We start from the raw sequence: 13,751 nt of genomic DNA, 5'->3' as shown, positions 1-13,751 counted from the left end.
TATCAGTCGGTGGCGAGCGGGACTTCGCCCGCGGTCTTGCTGTAGCCGTTCGAGGCGGGCCGTGTCGGGTCCAGGACAGGGTCCTCATCGACGACCGGTTCCGAGGTTTCGGGTACCTGGTACAAACAGGATTTGGAACGCCAGGTCATGAGCTCTCTTCCACGGCCGCGCGCACGGCGCGGATCAATTCGGTTACCAGGGGTTCCGACGCCCGCGCGGTCCAGACCACCGCCGCGTCGATGGGCGGCGCGTCGGTGATCGGGACCACGCTGGTGGCGGGGTCGGCGTAGCGGCGGCCCAGGGACTCCGGCGCGAGCCAGACGCCTTGCCGCCGGGCGGTGACGATCGGCCCGTCCGCGGTGTCGAGGACCGTCGGCTCCGGACGCCCGGCGGCGGGTCGCAGGGCGGCGGCCCAATACCGTTCGGCCGGATCGGACAGGAAGATGGCCGGGAGCACCAGGGTCTCCGCGGCCAGGTCGGCCAGCGGCAGCCGCTCCCGCCCGGCGAGCCGGTGCTCGCGCGCGAGCACCGCCACCCACGAGTCCTGCCCGATCACGCTGTAACGCAGGCGGTTTCCGTCGATCGGTAGCCACATCAGGCCCGCGTCCGCCCCGCCCGACTCGAGTTCACGCAGGCTCTCCGGCATCGACCGGACACTCACCAGCACCACCCGCAGCCCGGGATCGGCCGCCTCCAGCCGGTCGGCGATCCGGATCAGGAACGACGCGGTCGAACGGGGGCAGCACACCACCCGCAGCTGGTTGATCGACTGCTCCGCAACGGTATTCATGCGCGCGGACAACTCCATCAACCCTGCCACCATGGTTTTCGCGCCATCCGCGAAGATCTCACCGGCCGCGGTGAGACTCACCCCTCGAGAGTCTCGCACCAGGAGAATCACTCCCAGCGCCCGCTCCAGCTGTTTGATCTGCGCGGACAACGTCTGCTGGGTGGTGTGCAGCCGGGCCGCCGCCCGCGTGATGCTGCCCTCCTCCGCGACCGCCTGGAACGATTCGAGCTGACGCATGTTCAACTCCGGCAGCGCCGAGCGGGGCCGGCGGTCCAACAGCCGATCCGCTGGGTCAGACATCCCGCGGCGACCGGGTCAGCGAAACCGTCAGCGCGGCAAGACCGCTCAGCACGGCACCGAACCACAGCACCGCCGTGAGAGCCAGACTGTCGGCGATGAGGCCACCGAACAACGCGCCCAACGCGATCGCCAGATTGAACATGGCGGTGTTCAACGCACTGGCCGCCTCGGTGGAATCCGGTGCGGCACGCAGAATCCAGGTTTGCACACCCACCGGGATACCGCCGAAGGTCAGACCCCACACCAGCAGCAGACCCAACCCGGTGACCGTGGAGTGGCCGACCAGCGCGACCAGCACCAGCACGCTCGCCAACGCCACGCTGATGATGATCAGCGCCACGCGGATACTGCGCCCCGCCGCGGCTCCGGTGACGAAATTGCCGACGATCCCGGCGATTCCGAACCCCAGCAATGCCGGACCCACCACCGCCGGATCCACCCCGGCCACGTCCCGCAGGATCGGGCTCACGAACGTGAACGCCGCGAAATGCCCACTCACCAGCAGGAACGTGACCAGTACCCCGGCCCGCACCACCGGATTGCGGAACTGCTCGGCCAACGTGCGCAACCGCACCGGCTCGGTCGCGGGCAAAGGCGGCAGCAGCGCGAGCAGCGCCACGACCACCAGCAGCCCGAGCCCGCCGAGCACCCCGAAAGCGATCCGCCAGTCGGTCAATTCACCGAGCAGCGTGCCCGCCGGGACACCCAGCACATTGGCGGCCGTCGCCCCACCGAAGGCGATGGCGGTGGCGCGCGGCACGTACTCGCCGGGCACCATGCGCACCGCGATTCCCGCGGCCAGCGCCCAGAAGCCGCCGATGGCGATGCCGATCACGAAGCGCGACGCCAGCAGCAACCCGAAACTCGGCGCGAACGCGGACAACACGTTCGCACCCACCATCAGGCTGATCAGGCCGAGCAGCACGACGTGCCGATCCAGCCGCCCGATCGCCACCGGCAGTACCGGCGCCGTGGCCGCCGCCACCAGGCCGGGCACGGTCACCATGAGCCCCGCGGTGCCCTCGGAAACACCCAGCGCATCGCTGACCGAGGTCAGCAGACCCACCGGCAACTGCTCGGAAGTCACCATGGCGAAGGTCCCGAGCGCCACCGCCCCGACCCCGAGCCACCGGTGCAGCGGAACCCGTTCCGCCACCGAATCGGATGTCGGAGAACCGACAACGGACGTCATTCAACAACTCCTCACAAGGGGATCGCGACCGAACCGGTCGCCGAGACGGAACCCCTGCTCACACCGGACGTCAGGGGCTCACGTACTAGAGTGGTCGCCCGGCCACCGCCGAACAACGACAGAACCAGCAATGCCGCATTAACCGCGGAGTTAACGAGACGGGGATTCCGTGGAGCTGCGCGAGATCGAGATCTTCTTGACGCTGGCCGAGGAACTGCACTTCGGCCGGACCGCCGAGCGACTCAATGTCACTCCGGCGCGCATCACGCAGGCGATCAAGAAGCAGGAGCGGCAGATCGGCGCGCTGCTGTTCGAACGCACCAATCGCACGGTGCGACTCACTTCGGTCGGCGAGCAACTACGCGACGACCTGCGCCCCTTGTTCGAGGGATTGGAACGCAGTGTGCGGCGCGCCAAGCAAGCCGCCCGCGGGCACACCGCGGTCCTGAAACTGGCCCTGCTGCCGTTCAACATCCCCGAGTTCCATCGCTATTGGAACGAATTCCGCGCCCGCCACCCGCAGTGGGAGCTCCAGGTCCACCGACTCCCCTACACCGACGTCTTCGGGTCCCTGCGCAACGGCGACTACGACGTGATCGCCGTCTGGGGCCCAGCCCCCGACGACATCACCGTCGGCCCAGCCCTTTTCAGCGACAGCCAGGTGATGGCCGTCAGCTGCGACCACGCACTGGCCGATCGCGACACGGTGTCGATCGAGGACTACCCCGACTACCTGCACTCGATGCCGCCGGGCAACGCCCGCGAATGGGAGGAGACCTACCTCCCCTTCACCACGCCGTCCGGACGCCCGATCAACCGCCTCCGCCCGGTCACCAATGTCGACGACCTCATCGAATGGGTCATCAACGGCGACATCATCCATTCCTTCCCGGCCCACGTCACCGAATTCTGGAAGATGTCGCACGTCCGCTTCATCCCCATCCCCGACATCCCGCCCATCACCTACCACCTCTGCTGGCGCGCCGACGCGGAAACCGAGCCCATCCGCGCCCTCGCCCAGGTCCTCACCGATCTACGCGGCGACTAGGCCTACTCCCAGGCGAAACGGGGCTGGTCGAAGTGGTCGACGCGGGTCGCGCGGCCGTGCAGGGCCACTTCGCGGAACTGGTGCAGGATCGCGGCGGTGGGGGCGTGCAGGTGGCCGCCGAGCAGCGGGAGCTGGATGGTGGGGCGGTCGGAACCGGGGACGGTGGCGAAGCGTGGGTCCACGTCGAGTTCGACGAGTGGGATCCAGTGCACGGAAGCCACTTCGGCGGGGTTCGGGGCGAGAGCCGGCGGATCGGCGACCCAGGCCACGACGGGGGTCATGATGTAGCCGGAGCGGGTCGGGTAGTCGTCGAGGAGGCCGAGGACGGCCGATCGGGGCAGGGCGATGCCCAGTTCCTCGTGGAGCTCGCGCAAGGCGGCGGCCTGCGGGTCCTCACCCGGGTCGAGTCTGCCGCCGGGGAGGGCCAGCTGGCCGGCGTGGGCGCGCAGGCTCGGCGCCCGCTCGGTCAGCCAAATGCCCTGCTCCGCACCGCGATCGACGATCGCGATCAGGACCGCCGCGGGCTTGCGGTCCTCCGGGTCGACGGTCCGGCGGGGAAACGCGTCCATCGCCTCGGCGACCGCTGCCCGCAACCGATCCGCGGGCACGTCGTTCCAGCGGTATCCGCTGCGATCTTGATCGACGGCCATTCGCCGAACCTAGATCGCGGCGGCGGGCAGCGTCAAGCAGCCAGTATCGTTCCGGCATGCGCGATTTCGGGATGGGATTTGCCCAGTTCTTGGCGGGGCAGCGGTGGGTGGCTCGGCATCGCCGGGAGTACGGGCTGGGGCTGGTGCCCGCGCTGATCACGCTGGTGATCTACGGGGCGGCGCTGGTCGGGGTGATCACCTGGGGCGGGGACGTGACGGAGACGCTGACGCCGTTCGCGGACGGGTGGCCGAGTCCCTGGCTGGGGTTGTTCCGCGGGGCGCTGATGGTGGCGTTGATCGCGCTGGCGGTGCTGGTGGCGGCATTGACCTTCACCGCGGTGACCCTGCTGATCGGATCGCCGTTCTACGACGTGATCTCCGAGCGGGTCGACCGGTCGGTCTCGCCGGACGGAAGCGCCCCGGAATCAGGGCTGGCCTGGTGGGTCGAGCTGTGGATATCCGTGCGGGACAGCGCTCGAATCCTGGTGCGAGCCATGCTGTGGGCGGTGCTGCTGTTCGTGCTCGGGTTCGTGCCCGTCATCGGGCAGACAGTGATTCCTGTCCTGGCGGTGTTCGTCACCGGGTTCTTCCTGACCCAGGAACTGACTTCGGTTGCGCTGCAACGGCGCGGGGCGCACCTGAACCAGCAGATGGCCATGCTGCGGTCCCGCAAGACCGTCGCCTGGGGCTTCGGCGCACCGCTCGCCGCGGCGTTCCTCATCCCGGTGGTGGCCGTGTTCCTCATGCCCGGAGCCGTCGCCGGGGCCACGCTGCTGAGCCGCCAGCTGCTGGGGGAACCGACCCGGGTCTGACCCCGCCGCTCACAGGGTCGAGAGGGCGAAGGCGGTGAGGAATCCGGCGACGGTGACCAAACCCGTGACCAGGTGGGCGTTTTCGAAGGCCTCGGGAATCATCGTGTCGGCGATCATGGTCAGGATCGCGCCCGCCGCCAGCGCGATGATCGCGGCCAGGACGGACGCGGACAGCACGTCGGACAGGGTGAAACCGAACATGGCCGCCGCCGCGCTGAGCACGGCGATGCCGCCCCACAGGCCGAAGATGTAGCCGGGAGTGCGGCCCGCGCGGCGCATGCCGGTCGCGCTGGACAGCCCCTCGGGGATATTGCTGATGAACACCGCGGCGACGGTCGCGACGCTGACCGCGCCGCCGGAGGCGATGCCCACACCGATGATCATCGATTCCGGGATGCCGTCGAGCAGCGCGCCCAACGCGATCGCGGTGCCCGACCCTTCCTGATCCGCCTCCGAAGGCTGTTGATCACCGGACCGTTTGCGATGCCGAGCGCCACGGCGAGCCAGCGCGCTGTTCGCGCCGGTGTACACCACGGCCCCGGCCAGCGCGCCGACAGCCGTGGGAGCCAGGCCGCCGCGCGCGTGCGCCTCGTCGATCAATTCGAACGAGACCGCCGACAGCAGTACCCCGCTGCCGAACGCCATGATGGTCGCCACCAGCTTGGCGGGAACCTGGACCAGGTAGCCCAGACCCGCGCCCATCACCAATGCCGCTCCCGCGAGCAGCCCCCAGCCACCCGCCTCGACCACAGTGCCCATGTCCAGTGACTACCACCGGATCCGGCCCGAGGGTGCGCGACCGGCCGATGGGCGACTCAGCTCGTGACGACGGGCAGGGACTGCGCTTCGGCGAACGCCGCCATGTCGACCATGCGGCGGGCATTGGACAGCGCGGTGATGGTGCACACGCCCAGCGCGCCCGTGCGGTCGTAGAGGGTGGCGGTGGAGACCGCGATACCGTTCGCGGACACGTGATCCCGGGCGTGCACGCCGATCTCCGGGCCCTCCGGCAGGCGCGAGAGGGTCATGGTCACATCGGTGTTGATGTAGCCGACGCCCGCGGTGCCCCAGTTGCACACCAGGTTGGTGGTGTCGGCGGCGAAGGCCGCGCGCTCGAACGGGGTGATGGGCTCGCCCGCGATCAGGGGCGGGACATTGTTCCAGGCGGCCTTGCGGTGCGGATTCACACCGGAGGCGAAATCGTGGGTCCAGTCGGCGGATCCGGACTTGAACAGCGGCGGCGCGCCCTCGGGACGGTCGAGCCGCTGGTCGGGGACCGGCAGGTCCCGGGTGGGCTGCCAGATCTCGCCGGGCGGCTCGGCCGCGGCGATCAGGAATTGGACGGTCGCGCGGGCCCGGACCTGGTCCTGCTGGACGATCGAGGCGTCGACCACGCGAATGCGGTTGCCGTCGCGCGCGATCGAGCTGTGCAGTTCGATCGGCTCGTTCAGGACGGGGCTGAACATGTCGACCGTGAAACGGGCGGGCACGAACTCCGGGCCGGGGCTGTGGGTTTCGAGCTCGTGGGCCAGCAGCCCGCAGACGGCGGTGCCCGCGAGCTGGCTGGAAGACCAGGCGCTGACCGCCATGCGGGTCGCCGTGTAGCGACCGTCCTCCCGAGTGAAGAACGCGGTCATGATGCCTCCCCTACCTGGTGATGATCTTCCAAATTAGAACACGTGTCAGAAACGCGAGGGAAGGCGCGCGTCCCGATCAGCGGGCAGCGGGCGGGGTCAGTTCACCCAGGGCGGGTTCACCACGGTGCCGTCGAGCAGCTCGCCGGTGAAGCCGACCGGGGCGGTGACCAGCACCTCGGCGGGCCGGTCGGAGGGATTGTCGAGGCGGATGACCGAATCCGCGGGCGCCACGCCCGCGTCACCGGCGGCGAGTCGTGCCGACTCCCCCTGAATGGTCAGCGTGATCGAGCCCGCCAGCACCACGAAGCCCTCTTCGCGGTGGATGCGGTGCGCGACACCCTGGGTGCCGGGCGCGATCTCGAGGCGCCACACGCACAGCTCACTGCTGCCGACGCTGGGGCGAATCAAAGGGGTGAAGCGGGAACCGTGCATCTCGTGAGACTGGATATCGACGGCGTGGACGACGGGCATGGACACTCTCCTTTGGTCAAGCTGCTTGACTATATAGTCAAGCTTGTTGACTTATTTGTCAAGTGCCAAGATCTCAGACATGCCCGGACCCGCACAGGACCTGCCGCTGCTGCTGCTTGCAGCCGCCGCCGAGGTGACCGACGCCATCAACGACGGCTGCGTGGCGGCCGGGTTCACCGACATCCGGCCCACCCACGGCTTCGCCTTCGTGCGCATGGCGCCGTCCGGGGCGACGGTCGGCGAGATCGCCGAACACCTGGGCGTCACCAAGCAGGCGGCCAGCCAGCTGGTCGACGAACTCGTCAAAAAGGACTACGCGCAGCGCAATCCGCATCCCACGGACGCCCGCGCCAAGCTCGTCACGCTCACCGAACGCGGCTGGGCCTGCACCCGCGCCGCCGACGCCGCCGCGGCCCGATTCACCGAGCGGTGGGCGGCGACACTCGGGCTCGAAGCGACGGTGGGGCTGCGCAACGCCCTCGCGCGCGTGGTCACGCCGGGCCGCGTGCGCCCCTCGGCCTGGTGACCGATCCGCGTGGCACTCAGCCCAGTTCGAGGGTGGTCGTGCCGAACACCCGATCCAGCCGGAAATCCCGCACCGGCCCGGTGTACATGCGCGCGGTCTCGAAGCTCGGCGTCAGGCCGGCCTCCTCCATCAGGCGCACCGCGGGCTCGTTGACCAGCGGAACATCCACCGCCAGCGGCATTCCCGCCGCGTGCGCGGCCAGCGCGGCCAGCAGCTGACGCGCGTCGGCGGGAGTGTCCGCGAACAAGGGCCCGACCCGCAGGGTGTCCCGGGCCGGGCGCAGGACGGCGTACCCGGTGAGCGTGCCGTCGACAATGCGCGCGAACGTCCGATGTCCCGGCTCGTCGAGCCAGGCGGTGAGAAATGCGGGGCGATCCGCCGGATAGCACGCGGAGTCGTACGGCAGCAGTTCCGCCGTATCCGCCGGGGCGAGCGCCGTGACCGCGTTGTCGGGCAATGGCAGTCGTGGCACGCCGATGAATCGCGCACTGCTGTAGGCGAGTTCGAATCCACTGCGCCGATAGTTGTCCTGCTGCGCGGGCACCCCGTCCAGGCCGACCACCCGGTTTCCCGCGTGCTTCAGCCCGGCTTCCCAGGTGGCCAGCCCGAATCCACGCCCGCGCAGCTCCGGCCGCACCAGATAGAAACCCAGGAAGGCGTAGTCCGCGCCATAGTTGACGACCGAGACCGCGGACGCGGGCTCCCCGTTCACCCGCCCGAGGAAGAACCCGTCGGGATCCTGCGCGAAATACGCGGTGGTATCCCGCCGCCCCGGATTCCAGCCCTCGGCGGCGGCCCACTCCACCACGGTGGCCCACTCCCCCGGCGTCGCCCGGGAAACGACCAGATCATCGATGCGCACGGTCTCCGGCATGCGACCAACGGTAGTCGCAAAACCGCTGCTACTCGGCAGGATTCGCGGAGCCCGGCACAGAGCGACAGCGGCGCGGGCCGGTCGCGGCGGTAGGGGCCCGAGCGGGCGGCCGATCGAGGCCGGAACTCCGGTAGGGTCGGTGTGTCATGGCCCGCGACCTGCGAGGTTGCGCGAAGTTCGAGGAAGAGATGGCCGACTACGCACATTCCGATCACGCCAGCCGGAGCCGCGAGGAGAAGGCTCGGCGGCTGGCCGCGTATGTCTGGGCACGCGGGATCAGCGGGGACGAACTGCTGGAGCTGCCGGTGGCGCAGCGGCGGAAACTGGCCCGGGCGGCGGACACCAATCCGCCCAGCACCGAGGAGACCTGGCAGGTGGTGGCCCGGCTACTCGGGGAGAAGGACTCCTGGGCGGCCCGGAATCCGGGGCATCCGGCGGCCGTGCGCGATCACGCGGACGAGAAGATCCTGTGGGTGAAACCGCCGGTCAAGCCCTGGGAGTAGCGGGAAACCCGTCGCCCGTGAACTCTTGACAGCAAGAAATGAACCAGGGTTCACTGCTTGAGTGTCCCCCGACTATGAGAATCACGCCGGCACCCGCCCGGCCGCCTGGCGCGACGACCTGACCGGTGGCGAGGACTCGCTGTTCGCGGGCCGCCCGGAACCGGTGAACGAGTACACCGGGCGCACCCTGACCTACGAGGTGACCGGCCGGATCGCGCGCATCACCTTCAACCGGCCCGAGCGCGGCAATGCCATCACCGTCGACACCCCGATCGAACTGGCCGCGGCCGTCGAACGCGCCGACCTGGATCCGCGGGTGCACGTCATCGTGGTGAGCGGGCGCGGCAAGGGCTTCTGCGGCGGCTACGACCTGTCGATCTTCGCCGAGAACGGCCTCGAACCGGCCGAGGGCGCCCAGCCCGCCGAGGGCAGCGTGCTCGATCCGGTCGTGCAGGCGCGCAATCACAATCCGTGGGCCACCTGGGATCCCATGGTCGACTACGCCATGATGTCGCGATTCAACCGCGGCTTCTCCAGCCTGCTGCACGCCAACAAGCCGACCGTGGCCAAGGTGCACGGCTTCGCCATCGCGGGCGGCACCGATATCGCGCTGTTCGCCGACCAGATCATCTGCGCCGACGACGCCCGCTTCGGCTACCCGCCCACCCGCACCTGGGGCATCCCCGCCGCGGGCATGTGGGCGCACCGCGTCGGCGATCAGCGGGCCAAGCGCCTGCTGTTCACCGGCGACAGCCTCAGCGGCACACAGGCCCTCGAATGGGGCCTCGCCATCGAGGCCCCGCCCGCCGACGAACTGGACGCGCGCACCGAGGAACTGCTGGAACGCATTTCGATGGTGCCGATCAACCAGCTGGTCATGGCGAAGCTGGCCCTCAACAGCGCGCTGCTCAGCCAGGGCGTGGCCAACTCCGGCATGGTCAGCACCGTGTTCGACGGGATCTCACGGCACACCCGCGAGGGCTACGCCTTCCAATTGCGCTCGGCCACCGCCGGTTTCCGCGAGGCCGTGCGGGAGCGCGACGAGCCGTTCGGCGATTGGAAGCGCGCGCAATTCGAGAAGCCCGCCGGCGAGTCGAAACCGGCCGAGCCCGAGGTGTAGTCCGGCCGGGTCGGCGACCCCGCCGGTCGCGGCTCAGTCGATCCCGTCCGAATCCGTGCGCTCGACCTCGGCGACCACGCGGTCGGCCAGCGAGCGCACGGCCTTCGCCTCCTCGGCGGTCATCTCATCGATGAACAGCCGACGCACCAGCTCGACGTGATTCGGCGCGGCGGACTCGAGGGCGGCGCGACCCGCGTCGGTGAGCCGGATCTCGCGGCCGCGGGCGTCGTCGGCGGCCTGGCAGCGGTCCACCAGGCCGCGGGTCGCCATCCGGGACAGATGCTTGGACAGGCGGCTCTTGTCCCAGCAGATCTCCGCGCCCAGTTCCTTGGCGCGCAGCTGGCCACCGGCCGCGGACAGCGCGACCAGCACCTCGTAGTCGGAGAACGACAGCCCGTCCCGGGTCAGTCCGGCGGCGATCGCCGAGTCCAGGCGTTGCCGCATGCGGATGAAGGACTGCCAGGTCGTCTGTTCCTCATCGGTCAGCCAGCGCGTCATGGCATCCATGATATCGGGAAATAGTTGACATGGACACCATCATGATCCTCAGGAAGTTCACGGAGAATCCACGCCACCCCCGGCATGCAACCTTCGGTACAGTACTGACCGTTCGATTTGCGTAGTTCTGGCGGAAATCGTCAATGCCCGAGCGCATTTCGGTCAGGACGAATGAGACACACAGTGGCAGAAGAGGTTCCGACATTCGGGGTAAATCCCCTAATTCACCTCTATGCATAGCTCATCCGGTTGACAATGCAACGTTGCGCCAGAACACTCGGGCCAGCTAAACCTAACCGCGCCGACATTGAGGAATACATGAACGTTCGCCGGCTACTCGTCACCGCCAGCGTCGCGGGCCTGACGACCATCGCAGCCCAGACCGCCGCCACCGCCGATGTCATCACCGGATCCGCCGGTACCGGATCCTCCGCCATCGACACCGGTTCGGCCGCCACCGGCTCCGCGGGTCTCAGCCAGACCGGCTCCGCCGGCGGCCCCGTGTACCAGAACTGCGACCAGGCCCGCGCCGCCGGCGCCGCTCCGCTGTTCCGCGGCCAGCCCGGCTACAGCCCGCACCTGGACCCCGACGGCACCGGCATGGCTTGCCCGACGGTCTGAGCGAGACCCAAAAATGTGGCCCGGTCCAATTGGACCGGGCCACATTCATGTTCGGGTTCGGGGGGCTGTCCCCCGGGTACCGCTGCCGCTCAGCGGCGGAAGATCTTCACCACGACCAGGGTCGCGATCAGGGCGCCCGCGCCGATCAGGCTGTACTTGATCTTCGGCTCGTTGATCTTGGCCACCAGGGACTGTTTCGCATTCTCCGCCAGCCGCTGGGGGTCGGCGCGTACCGCCAGCTCGTCGAGGGTGCTCGCGAGCCGGTTGCGTGCGGCCTCGATCTCCCGCTCGATCGCCTCGGTATCTCTCGCCACGTCACACTCCTGTCTGAAAGCCGCGCGGAATCCGCGGCGCCGTCGAATCGGGGCCGCTCTCGCGCGACGCACGCGCAGGCGAGCCGACCTGCCGAGAGTGTATCGCCAACACCGGCTCGAGCCCGTCGACTAGCGTGGCGGCATGACCGAGAATCACCGACTCAGTCCCGGGGACACCGCGCCCGCCTTCACCCTGCCCGACGCCGACGGCAAGGACGTCTCGCTGTCGGACTACCGCGGCCGCAAGGTGATCGTGTACTTCTACCCGGCCGCCAGCACTCCCGGCTGCACCAAGCAGGCCTGCGATTTCCGCGACAACCTGGCCGATCTCGACGGCGCGGGCATCGACGTCATCGGCGTCTCCCCCGACAAGCCGGCCAAGCTGGCCAAGTTCCGCGACGCCGAACAGCTCACCTTCCCGCTGCTGTCGGATCCGGAGAAGGAGACGCTGGCCGCGTACGGCGCCTTCGGCGAGAAGATGATGTACGGCAAGAAGGTAACCGGCGTCATCCGGTCCACCTTCCTGATCGACGAGAACGGCAAGGTCGAGGTTGCCCAGTACAACGTGCGGGCCACCGGCCACGTCGCCAAGCTGCGCCGCGACCTGCATCTCGGCCTCCCCGAGACTTCAGCGGACAACTGAGAGCCGTCGACCGTCTCGCATCCGGACCGGCGGTAAGTGCCGAAACGATCGTGGACGTCCCCGGGGAGTTACCCGGATCGGCACGAAATCAGCTGTCACCCCGGCCACCGAAAGCGCGGAACCCCGGCCCATTCCGGAGCCGGGGTTCTCGTCATATCAGGGCGGGTCCTAGACCTTGGGCATCATCTGGGCGGCCCACTGCAGCATCATGCGCCAGTGGTTGTCCCACCAGGAGGCGAACTCCGCGGTGCCCGGGGCCGGCGGCGCGAGTTCGCCCGGGAACAAGCCGGATTCGCCCGGGGAGCCCGCCGTGCGGGTCGGGGCGGGGATGATCGACTCCGGGCTCGAGGCCATCGCGTGCTCCGGCTCGGCCTTGATCAGCGGCCGCGGCTTGCCGCCGGAACGCGCGGGACCCCAGTTCAGGGTGGCCGGGTCGACGGTCACCACATCGCCGGGCTGCAATTCGGTCGCGGGCTGCGGGTCCGCGTTCGGGACCACGTCGTCCTCCCCCGCCACCGGGCCGATCGGCAGGCCGTCGGCCCCGAGGACGGAACCCGAGTCTTGGCCGGGGACGGCCGCGTCACCCATCCGGTGCTCGCCATTGCGCCCGTCGGCGGTGACCCGGGAATCGGTGAGGACGGGCTCGGGCACCTTCTTGGACTCGCTGCCCGAGGCGAGGACGCCGCCCACCACCAGGCCACCCGCCAGTACGCTGGCCGCCGCGAACAGCGCCGCCGAACCTCGGGCCCGGCGAATGCGCTCGGCCACCTCCCCCGCGAACTCGGCCTCGGGCAGGGCGGTCAGCGCCGCGCCGAGGGCCGGGGCGGCCGCCGCCACCTGGCAGGGGATCACGGGCGCGCCGAAGCCGGACTCCAGCGCCGCCACCACGGCGGATTCGGTTGCGGCGGAGCCGATCAGCACCACCGCGTCCGGCTTCACCCCGGCAGCGTCGAACTGGTCCCAGGCGGCGGTGACCGCGGAACGCATGGCGTCGTCGGTGGCCGCGCCGCCGGTCAGCGTCACTGCGGCGAGCACCCGGGCGCGGTCCGGCGAGATGAGGGAGAACGCCTGGAAGCCGGGCACCACCTCGCAGATGGCGAGATCCTCGAATTCGTCCACCCAGGTCATGGCTCGGGCCACCGCCAGGTGCGAGGCCTTGGCGGACACCAGCGAGGCGTCGTGCCAGGGACCGGCGGCCAGCTTGGTGACGATGGCGCGGCGCTCGGCGGCGTCACGGTAGGTGACGGCCGCGCCGATGATCTCCCGATCCGCGCCGATCTTGTCGGCGATGTCCTCGAGCGCCGTCTCCACCGCGACCGCCAAGTCGGCCTTCGCATCTCCGCCGATCGGCAGGACGCGCTCGAGCACCACGCGCTCGGTCAGCTTGTCGCCCGTATCGGCGAGGGCCACGGCGCGCACCGTGCCGCGCTCGGTGGCGACGCCGAGCGTCACCGCGGTACGAACAGGGGTAGAAGCAACCACAATCAGCCTTCCAACGTCGACGTACAGGCGAGGATCACGCGGTCGAGAGAGGAGAACCGAGGACGAACCGGGTTCGAAAGAGGCCGGGCCCCTTTCAACGGAGAACCGCAGCTGAGAGGCAGCTGCGATGATTCTTCGGAGCCGACGACGGCTCGGATGGGTCGGATTCGGTGACACACGAACTACCGCAGCGTGTCATGCGCGTGTCGTAACCCGTAGGCTGTTGAGCGTGGAAGCACGCACGGGAACCAGGTCGGCGCGACGACCGGA

At 69.4% G+C, this 13,751-nt stretch carries 18 protein-coding genes; 7 read left to right on the top strand and 11 right to left on the bottom strand.

The annotated features are described in order from the left end of the window. Positions 1 to 2 precede the first annotated feature (2 nt). Genes ACFV4K_RS12535 through ACFV4K_RS12525 form a run of 3 tightly spaced genes read right to left on the bottom strand, consistent with a single transcriptional unit; the run spans position 3 to position 2,282 of the window. Positions 3 to 149, bottom strand: a complete 147-nt coding sequence (locus ACFV4K_RS12535; RefSeq protein ID WP_379274412.1) for a hypothetical protein — start codon at positions 147 to 149, stop codon at positions 3 to 5. Further along, on the bottom strand, positions 146 to 1,066 hold the full coding sequence (locus ACFV4K_RS12530) for a LysR family transcriptional regulator (RefSeq protein WP_379274411.1): 921 nt from the start codon (positions 1,064 to 1,066) through the stop codon (positions 146 to 148). The genes ACFV4K_RS12535 and ACFV4K_RS12530 overlap by 4 nt, the downstream gene beginning before the upstream one ends. A 16-nt stretch (positions 1,067 to 1,082) precedes the next feature. Further along, complete coding sequence (locus ACFV4K_RS12525; protein WP_379274410.1) at positions 1,083 to 2,282, bottom strand: MFS transporter; 1,200 nt, start codon at positions 2,280 to 2,282, stop codon at positions 1,083 to 1,085. A 169-nt stretch (positions 2,283 to 2,451) separates the two neighbouring features. Here ACFV4K_RS12525 and ACFV4K_RS12520 point away from each other — a divergent pair, with 169 nt between their 5' ends. Next, positions 2,452 to 3,330 carry a LysR substrate-binding domain-containing protein gene (locus tag ACFV4K_RS12520; protein WP_379274409.1) on the top strand — a complete coding sequence of 293 codons (879 nt, stop codon included), beginning with the start codon at positions 2,452 to 2,454 and terminating at the stop codon, positions 3,328 to 3,330. A gap of 2 nt (positions 3,331 to 3,332) precedes the next feature. Here ACFV4K_RS12520 and ACFV4K_RS12515 read toward each other — a convergent pair whose 3' ends face one another. Further along, positions 3,333 to 3,980 (bottom strand): NUDIX hydrolase, encoded by a 648-nt coding sequence (locus tag ACFV4K_RS12515; RefSeq protein ID WP_379274408.1) that lies wholly within the window; start codon positions 3,978 to 3,980, stop codon positions 3,333 to 3,335. Between the two features lie 56 nt (positions 3,981 to 4,036). Between ACFV4K_RS12515 and ACFV4K_RS12510 the strand changes: the two genes are divergently transcribed. Then, entirely contained in the window at positions 4,037 to 4,792 is a 756-nt protein-coding gene (locus ACFV4K_RS12510; protein WP_379274407.1) for an EI24 domain-containing protein, read from the top strand. A 9-nt stretch (positions 4,793 to 4,801) separates the two neighbouring features. On the opposite strand, the gene ACFV4K_RS12505 is transcribed toward ACFV4K_RS12510, so the two are convergent. The 3 genes from ACFV4K_RS12505 to ACFV4K_RS12495 all read right to left on the bottom strand — a co-directional run bounded on the left by ACFV4K_RS12505 (position 4,802) and on the right by ACFV4K_RS12495 (position 6,900). Beyond that, a complete protein-coding gene (locus tag ACFV4K_RS12505; RefSeq protein WP_379274406.1) occupies positions 4,802 to 5,551 on the bottom strand; it encodes a ZIP family metal transporter in 750 nt (249 codons plus the stop codon). A gap of 56 nt (positions 5,552 to 5,607) precedes the next feature. Next, positions 5,608 to 6,429: a thioesterase family protein gene (locus tag ACFV4K_RS12500; protein WP_379274405.1), complete on the bottom strand. Its 822-nt coding sequence runs from the start codon at positions 6,427 to 6,429 to the stop codon at positions 5,608 to 5,610. A gap of 96 nt (positions 6,430 to 6,525) precedes the next feature. Continuing rightward, entirely contained in the window at positions 6,526 to 6,900 is a 375-nt protein-coding gene (locus tag ACFV4K_RS12495) for a cupin domain-containing protein (protein ID WP_379274404.1), read from the bottom strand. 79 nt (positions 6,901 to 6,979) lie between these two features. Between ACFV4K_RS12495 and ACFV4K_RS12490 the strand changes: the two genes are divergently transcribed. Continuing rightward, positions 6,980 to 7,426, top strand: a complete 447-nt coding sequence (locus ACFV4K_RS12490; protein ID WP_379274403.1) for a MarR family winged helix-turn-helix transcriptional regulator — start codon at positions 6,980 to 6,982, stop codon at positions 7,424 to 7,426. Positions 7,427 to 7,442: 16 nt separating this feature from the next. Here the strand turns inward: ACFV4K_RS12490 and ACFV4K_RS12485 are convergent, their stop codons facing one another. Next, complete coding sequence (locus ACFV4K_RS12485) at positions 7,443 to 8,300, bottom strand: GNAT family N-acetyltransferase (protein WP_379274402.1); 858 nt, start codon at positions 8,298 to 8,300, stop codon at positions 7,443 to 7,445. A gap of 188 nt (positions 8,301 to 8,488) precedes the next feature. On the opposite strand from ACFV4K_RS12485, the gene ACFV4K_RS12480 reads away from it, so the two are divergent. Continuing rightward, positions 8,489 to 8,803, top strand: coding sequence for a hypothetical protein (locus tag ACFV4K_RS12480; RefSeq protein ID WP_379274439.1), 315 nt, complete (start codon positions 8,489 to 8,491; stop codon positions 8,801 to 8,803). Between the two features lie 61 nt (positions 8,804 to 8,864). Further along, positions 8,865 to 9,923 (top strand): crotonase/enoyl-CoA hydratase family protein, encoded by a 1,059-nt coding sequence (locus tag ACFV4K_RS12475; RefSeq protein WP_379274401.1) that lies wholly within the window; start codon positions 8,865 to 8,867, stop codon positions 9,921 to 9,923. 33 nt (positions 9,924 to 9,956) lie between these two features. Here the strand turns inward: ACFV4K_RS12475 and ACFV4K_RS12470 are convergent, their stop codons facing one another. Beyond that, entirely contained in the window at positions 9,957 to 10,421 is a 465-nt protein-coding gene (locus ACFV4K_RS12470) for a MarR family winged helix-turn-helix transcriptional regulator (protein WP_379274400.1), read from the bottom strand. A gap of 318 nt (positions 10,422 to 10,739) precedes the next feature. Here ACFV4K_RS12470 and ACFV4K_RS12465 point away from each other — a divergent pair, with 318 nt between their 5' ends. Then, entirely contained in the window at positions 10,740 to 11,042 is a 303-nt protein-coding gene (locus tag ACFV4K_RS12465) for an excalibur calcium-binding domain-containing protein (protein ID WP_379274399.1), read from the top strand. An 89-nt stretch (positions 11,043 to 11,131) separates the two neighbouring features. Here the strand turns inward: ACFV4K_RS12465 and ACFV4K_RS12460 are convergent, their stop codons facing one another. Beyond that, positions 11,132 to 11,356 carry a DUF3618 domain-containing protein gene (locus ACFV4K_RS12460; protein ID WP_357090596.1) on the bottom strand — a complete coding sequence of 75 codons (225 nt, stop codon included), beginning with the start codon at positions 11,354 to 11,356 and terminating at the stop codon, positions 11,132 to 11,134. A gap of 142 nt (positions 11,357 to 11,498) precedes the next feature. On the opposite strand from ACFV4K_RS12460, the gene bcp reads away from it, so the two are divergent. Then, positions 11,499 to 11,999, top strand: coding sequence for a thioredoxin-dependent thiol peroxidase (gene bcp, locus ACFV4K_RS12455; RefSeq protein WP_379274397.1), 501 nt, complete (start codon positions 11,499 to 11,501; stop codon positions 11,997 to 11,999). Positions 12,000 to 12,167: 168 nt separating this feature from the next. On the opposite strand, the gene ACFV4K_RS12450 is transcribed toward bcp, so the two are convergent. Then, on the bottom strand, positions 12,168 to 13,451 hold the full coding sequence (locus ACFV4K_RS12450) for a hypothetical protein (protein ID WP_379274395.1): 1,284 nt from the start codon (positions 13,449 to 13,451) through the stop codon (positions 12,168 to 12,170). Positions 13,452 to 13,751: the final 300 nt, after the last annotated feature.

Origin of the sequence: Nocardia sp. NPDC059764, assembly GCF_042732555.1 — a bacterium.
GTDB lineage: Bacteria > Actinomycetota > Actinomycetes > Mycobacteriales > Mycobacteriaceae > Nocardia.
Note: the sequence above shows the minus strand (reverse complement) of the source record. Positions and strands in the feature narration are given on the sequence as shown.

Coding starts and splice junctions, on each gene's coding strand:
- ACFV4K_RS12535 (WP_379274412.1), bottom strand. CDS start 149: ATGACCTGGCGTTCCAAATCCTGTTTGTACCAGGTACCCGAAACCTCG.
- ACFV4K_RS12525 (WP_379274410.1), bottom strand. CDS start 2,282: ATGACGTCCGTTGTCGGTTCTCCGACATCCGATTCGGTGGCGGAACGG.
- ACFV4K_RS12515 (WP_379274408.1), bottom strand. CDS start 3,980: ATGGCCGTCGATCAAGATCGCAGCGGATACCGCTGGAACGACGTGCCC.
- ACFV4K_RS12510 (WP_379274407.1), top strand. CDS start 4,037: ATGCGCGATTTCGGGATGGGATTTGCCCAGTTCTTGGCGGGGCAGCGG.
- ACFV4K_RS12505 (WP_379274406.1), bottom strand. CDS start 5,551: ATGGGCACTGTGGTCGAGGCGGGTGGCTGGGGGCTGCTCGCGGGAGCG.
- ACFV4K_RS12500 (WP_379274405.1), bottom strand. CDS start 6,429: ATGACCGCGTTCTTCACTCGGGAGGACGGTCGCTACACGGCGACCCGC.
- ACFV4K_RS12495 (WP_379274404.1), bottom strand. CDS start 6,900: ATGCCCGTCGTCCACGCCGTCGATATCCAGTCTCACGAGATGCACGGT.
- ACFV4K_RS12490 (WP_379274403.1), top strand. CDS start 6,980: ATGCCCGGACCCGCACAGGACCTGCCGCTGCTGCTGCTTGCAGCCGCC.
- ACFV4K_RS12485 (WP_379274402.1), bottom strand. CDS start 8,300: ATGCCGGAGACCGTGCGCATCGATGATCTGGTCGTTTCCCGGGCGACG.
- ACFV4K_RS12480 (WP_379274439.1), top strand. CDS start 8,489: ATGGCCGACTACGCACATTCCGATCACGCCAGCCGGAGCCGCGAGGAG.
- ACFV4K_RS12470 (WP_379274400.1), bottom strand. CDS start 10,421: ATGACGCGCTGGCTGACCGATGAGGAACAGACGACCTGGCAGTCCTTC.
- ACFV4K_RS12465 (WP_379274399.1), top strand. CDS start 10,740: ATGAACGTTCGCCGGCTACTCGTCACCGCCAGCGTCGCGGGCCTGACG.
- bcp (WP_379274397.1), top strand. CDS start 11,499: ATGACCGAGAATCACCGACTCAGTCCCGGGGACACCGCGCCCGCCTTC.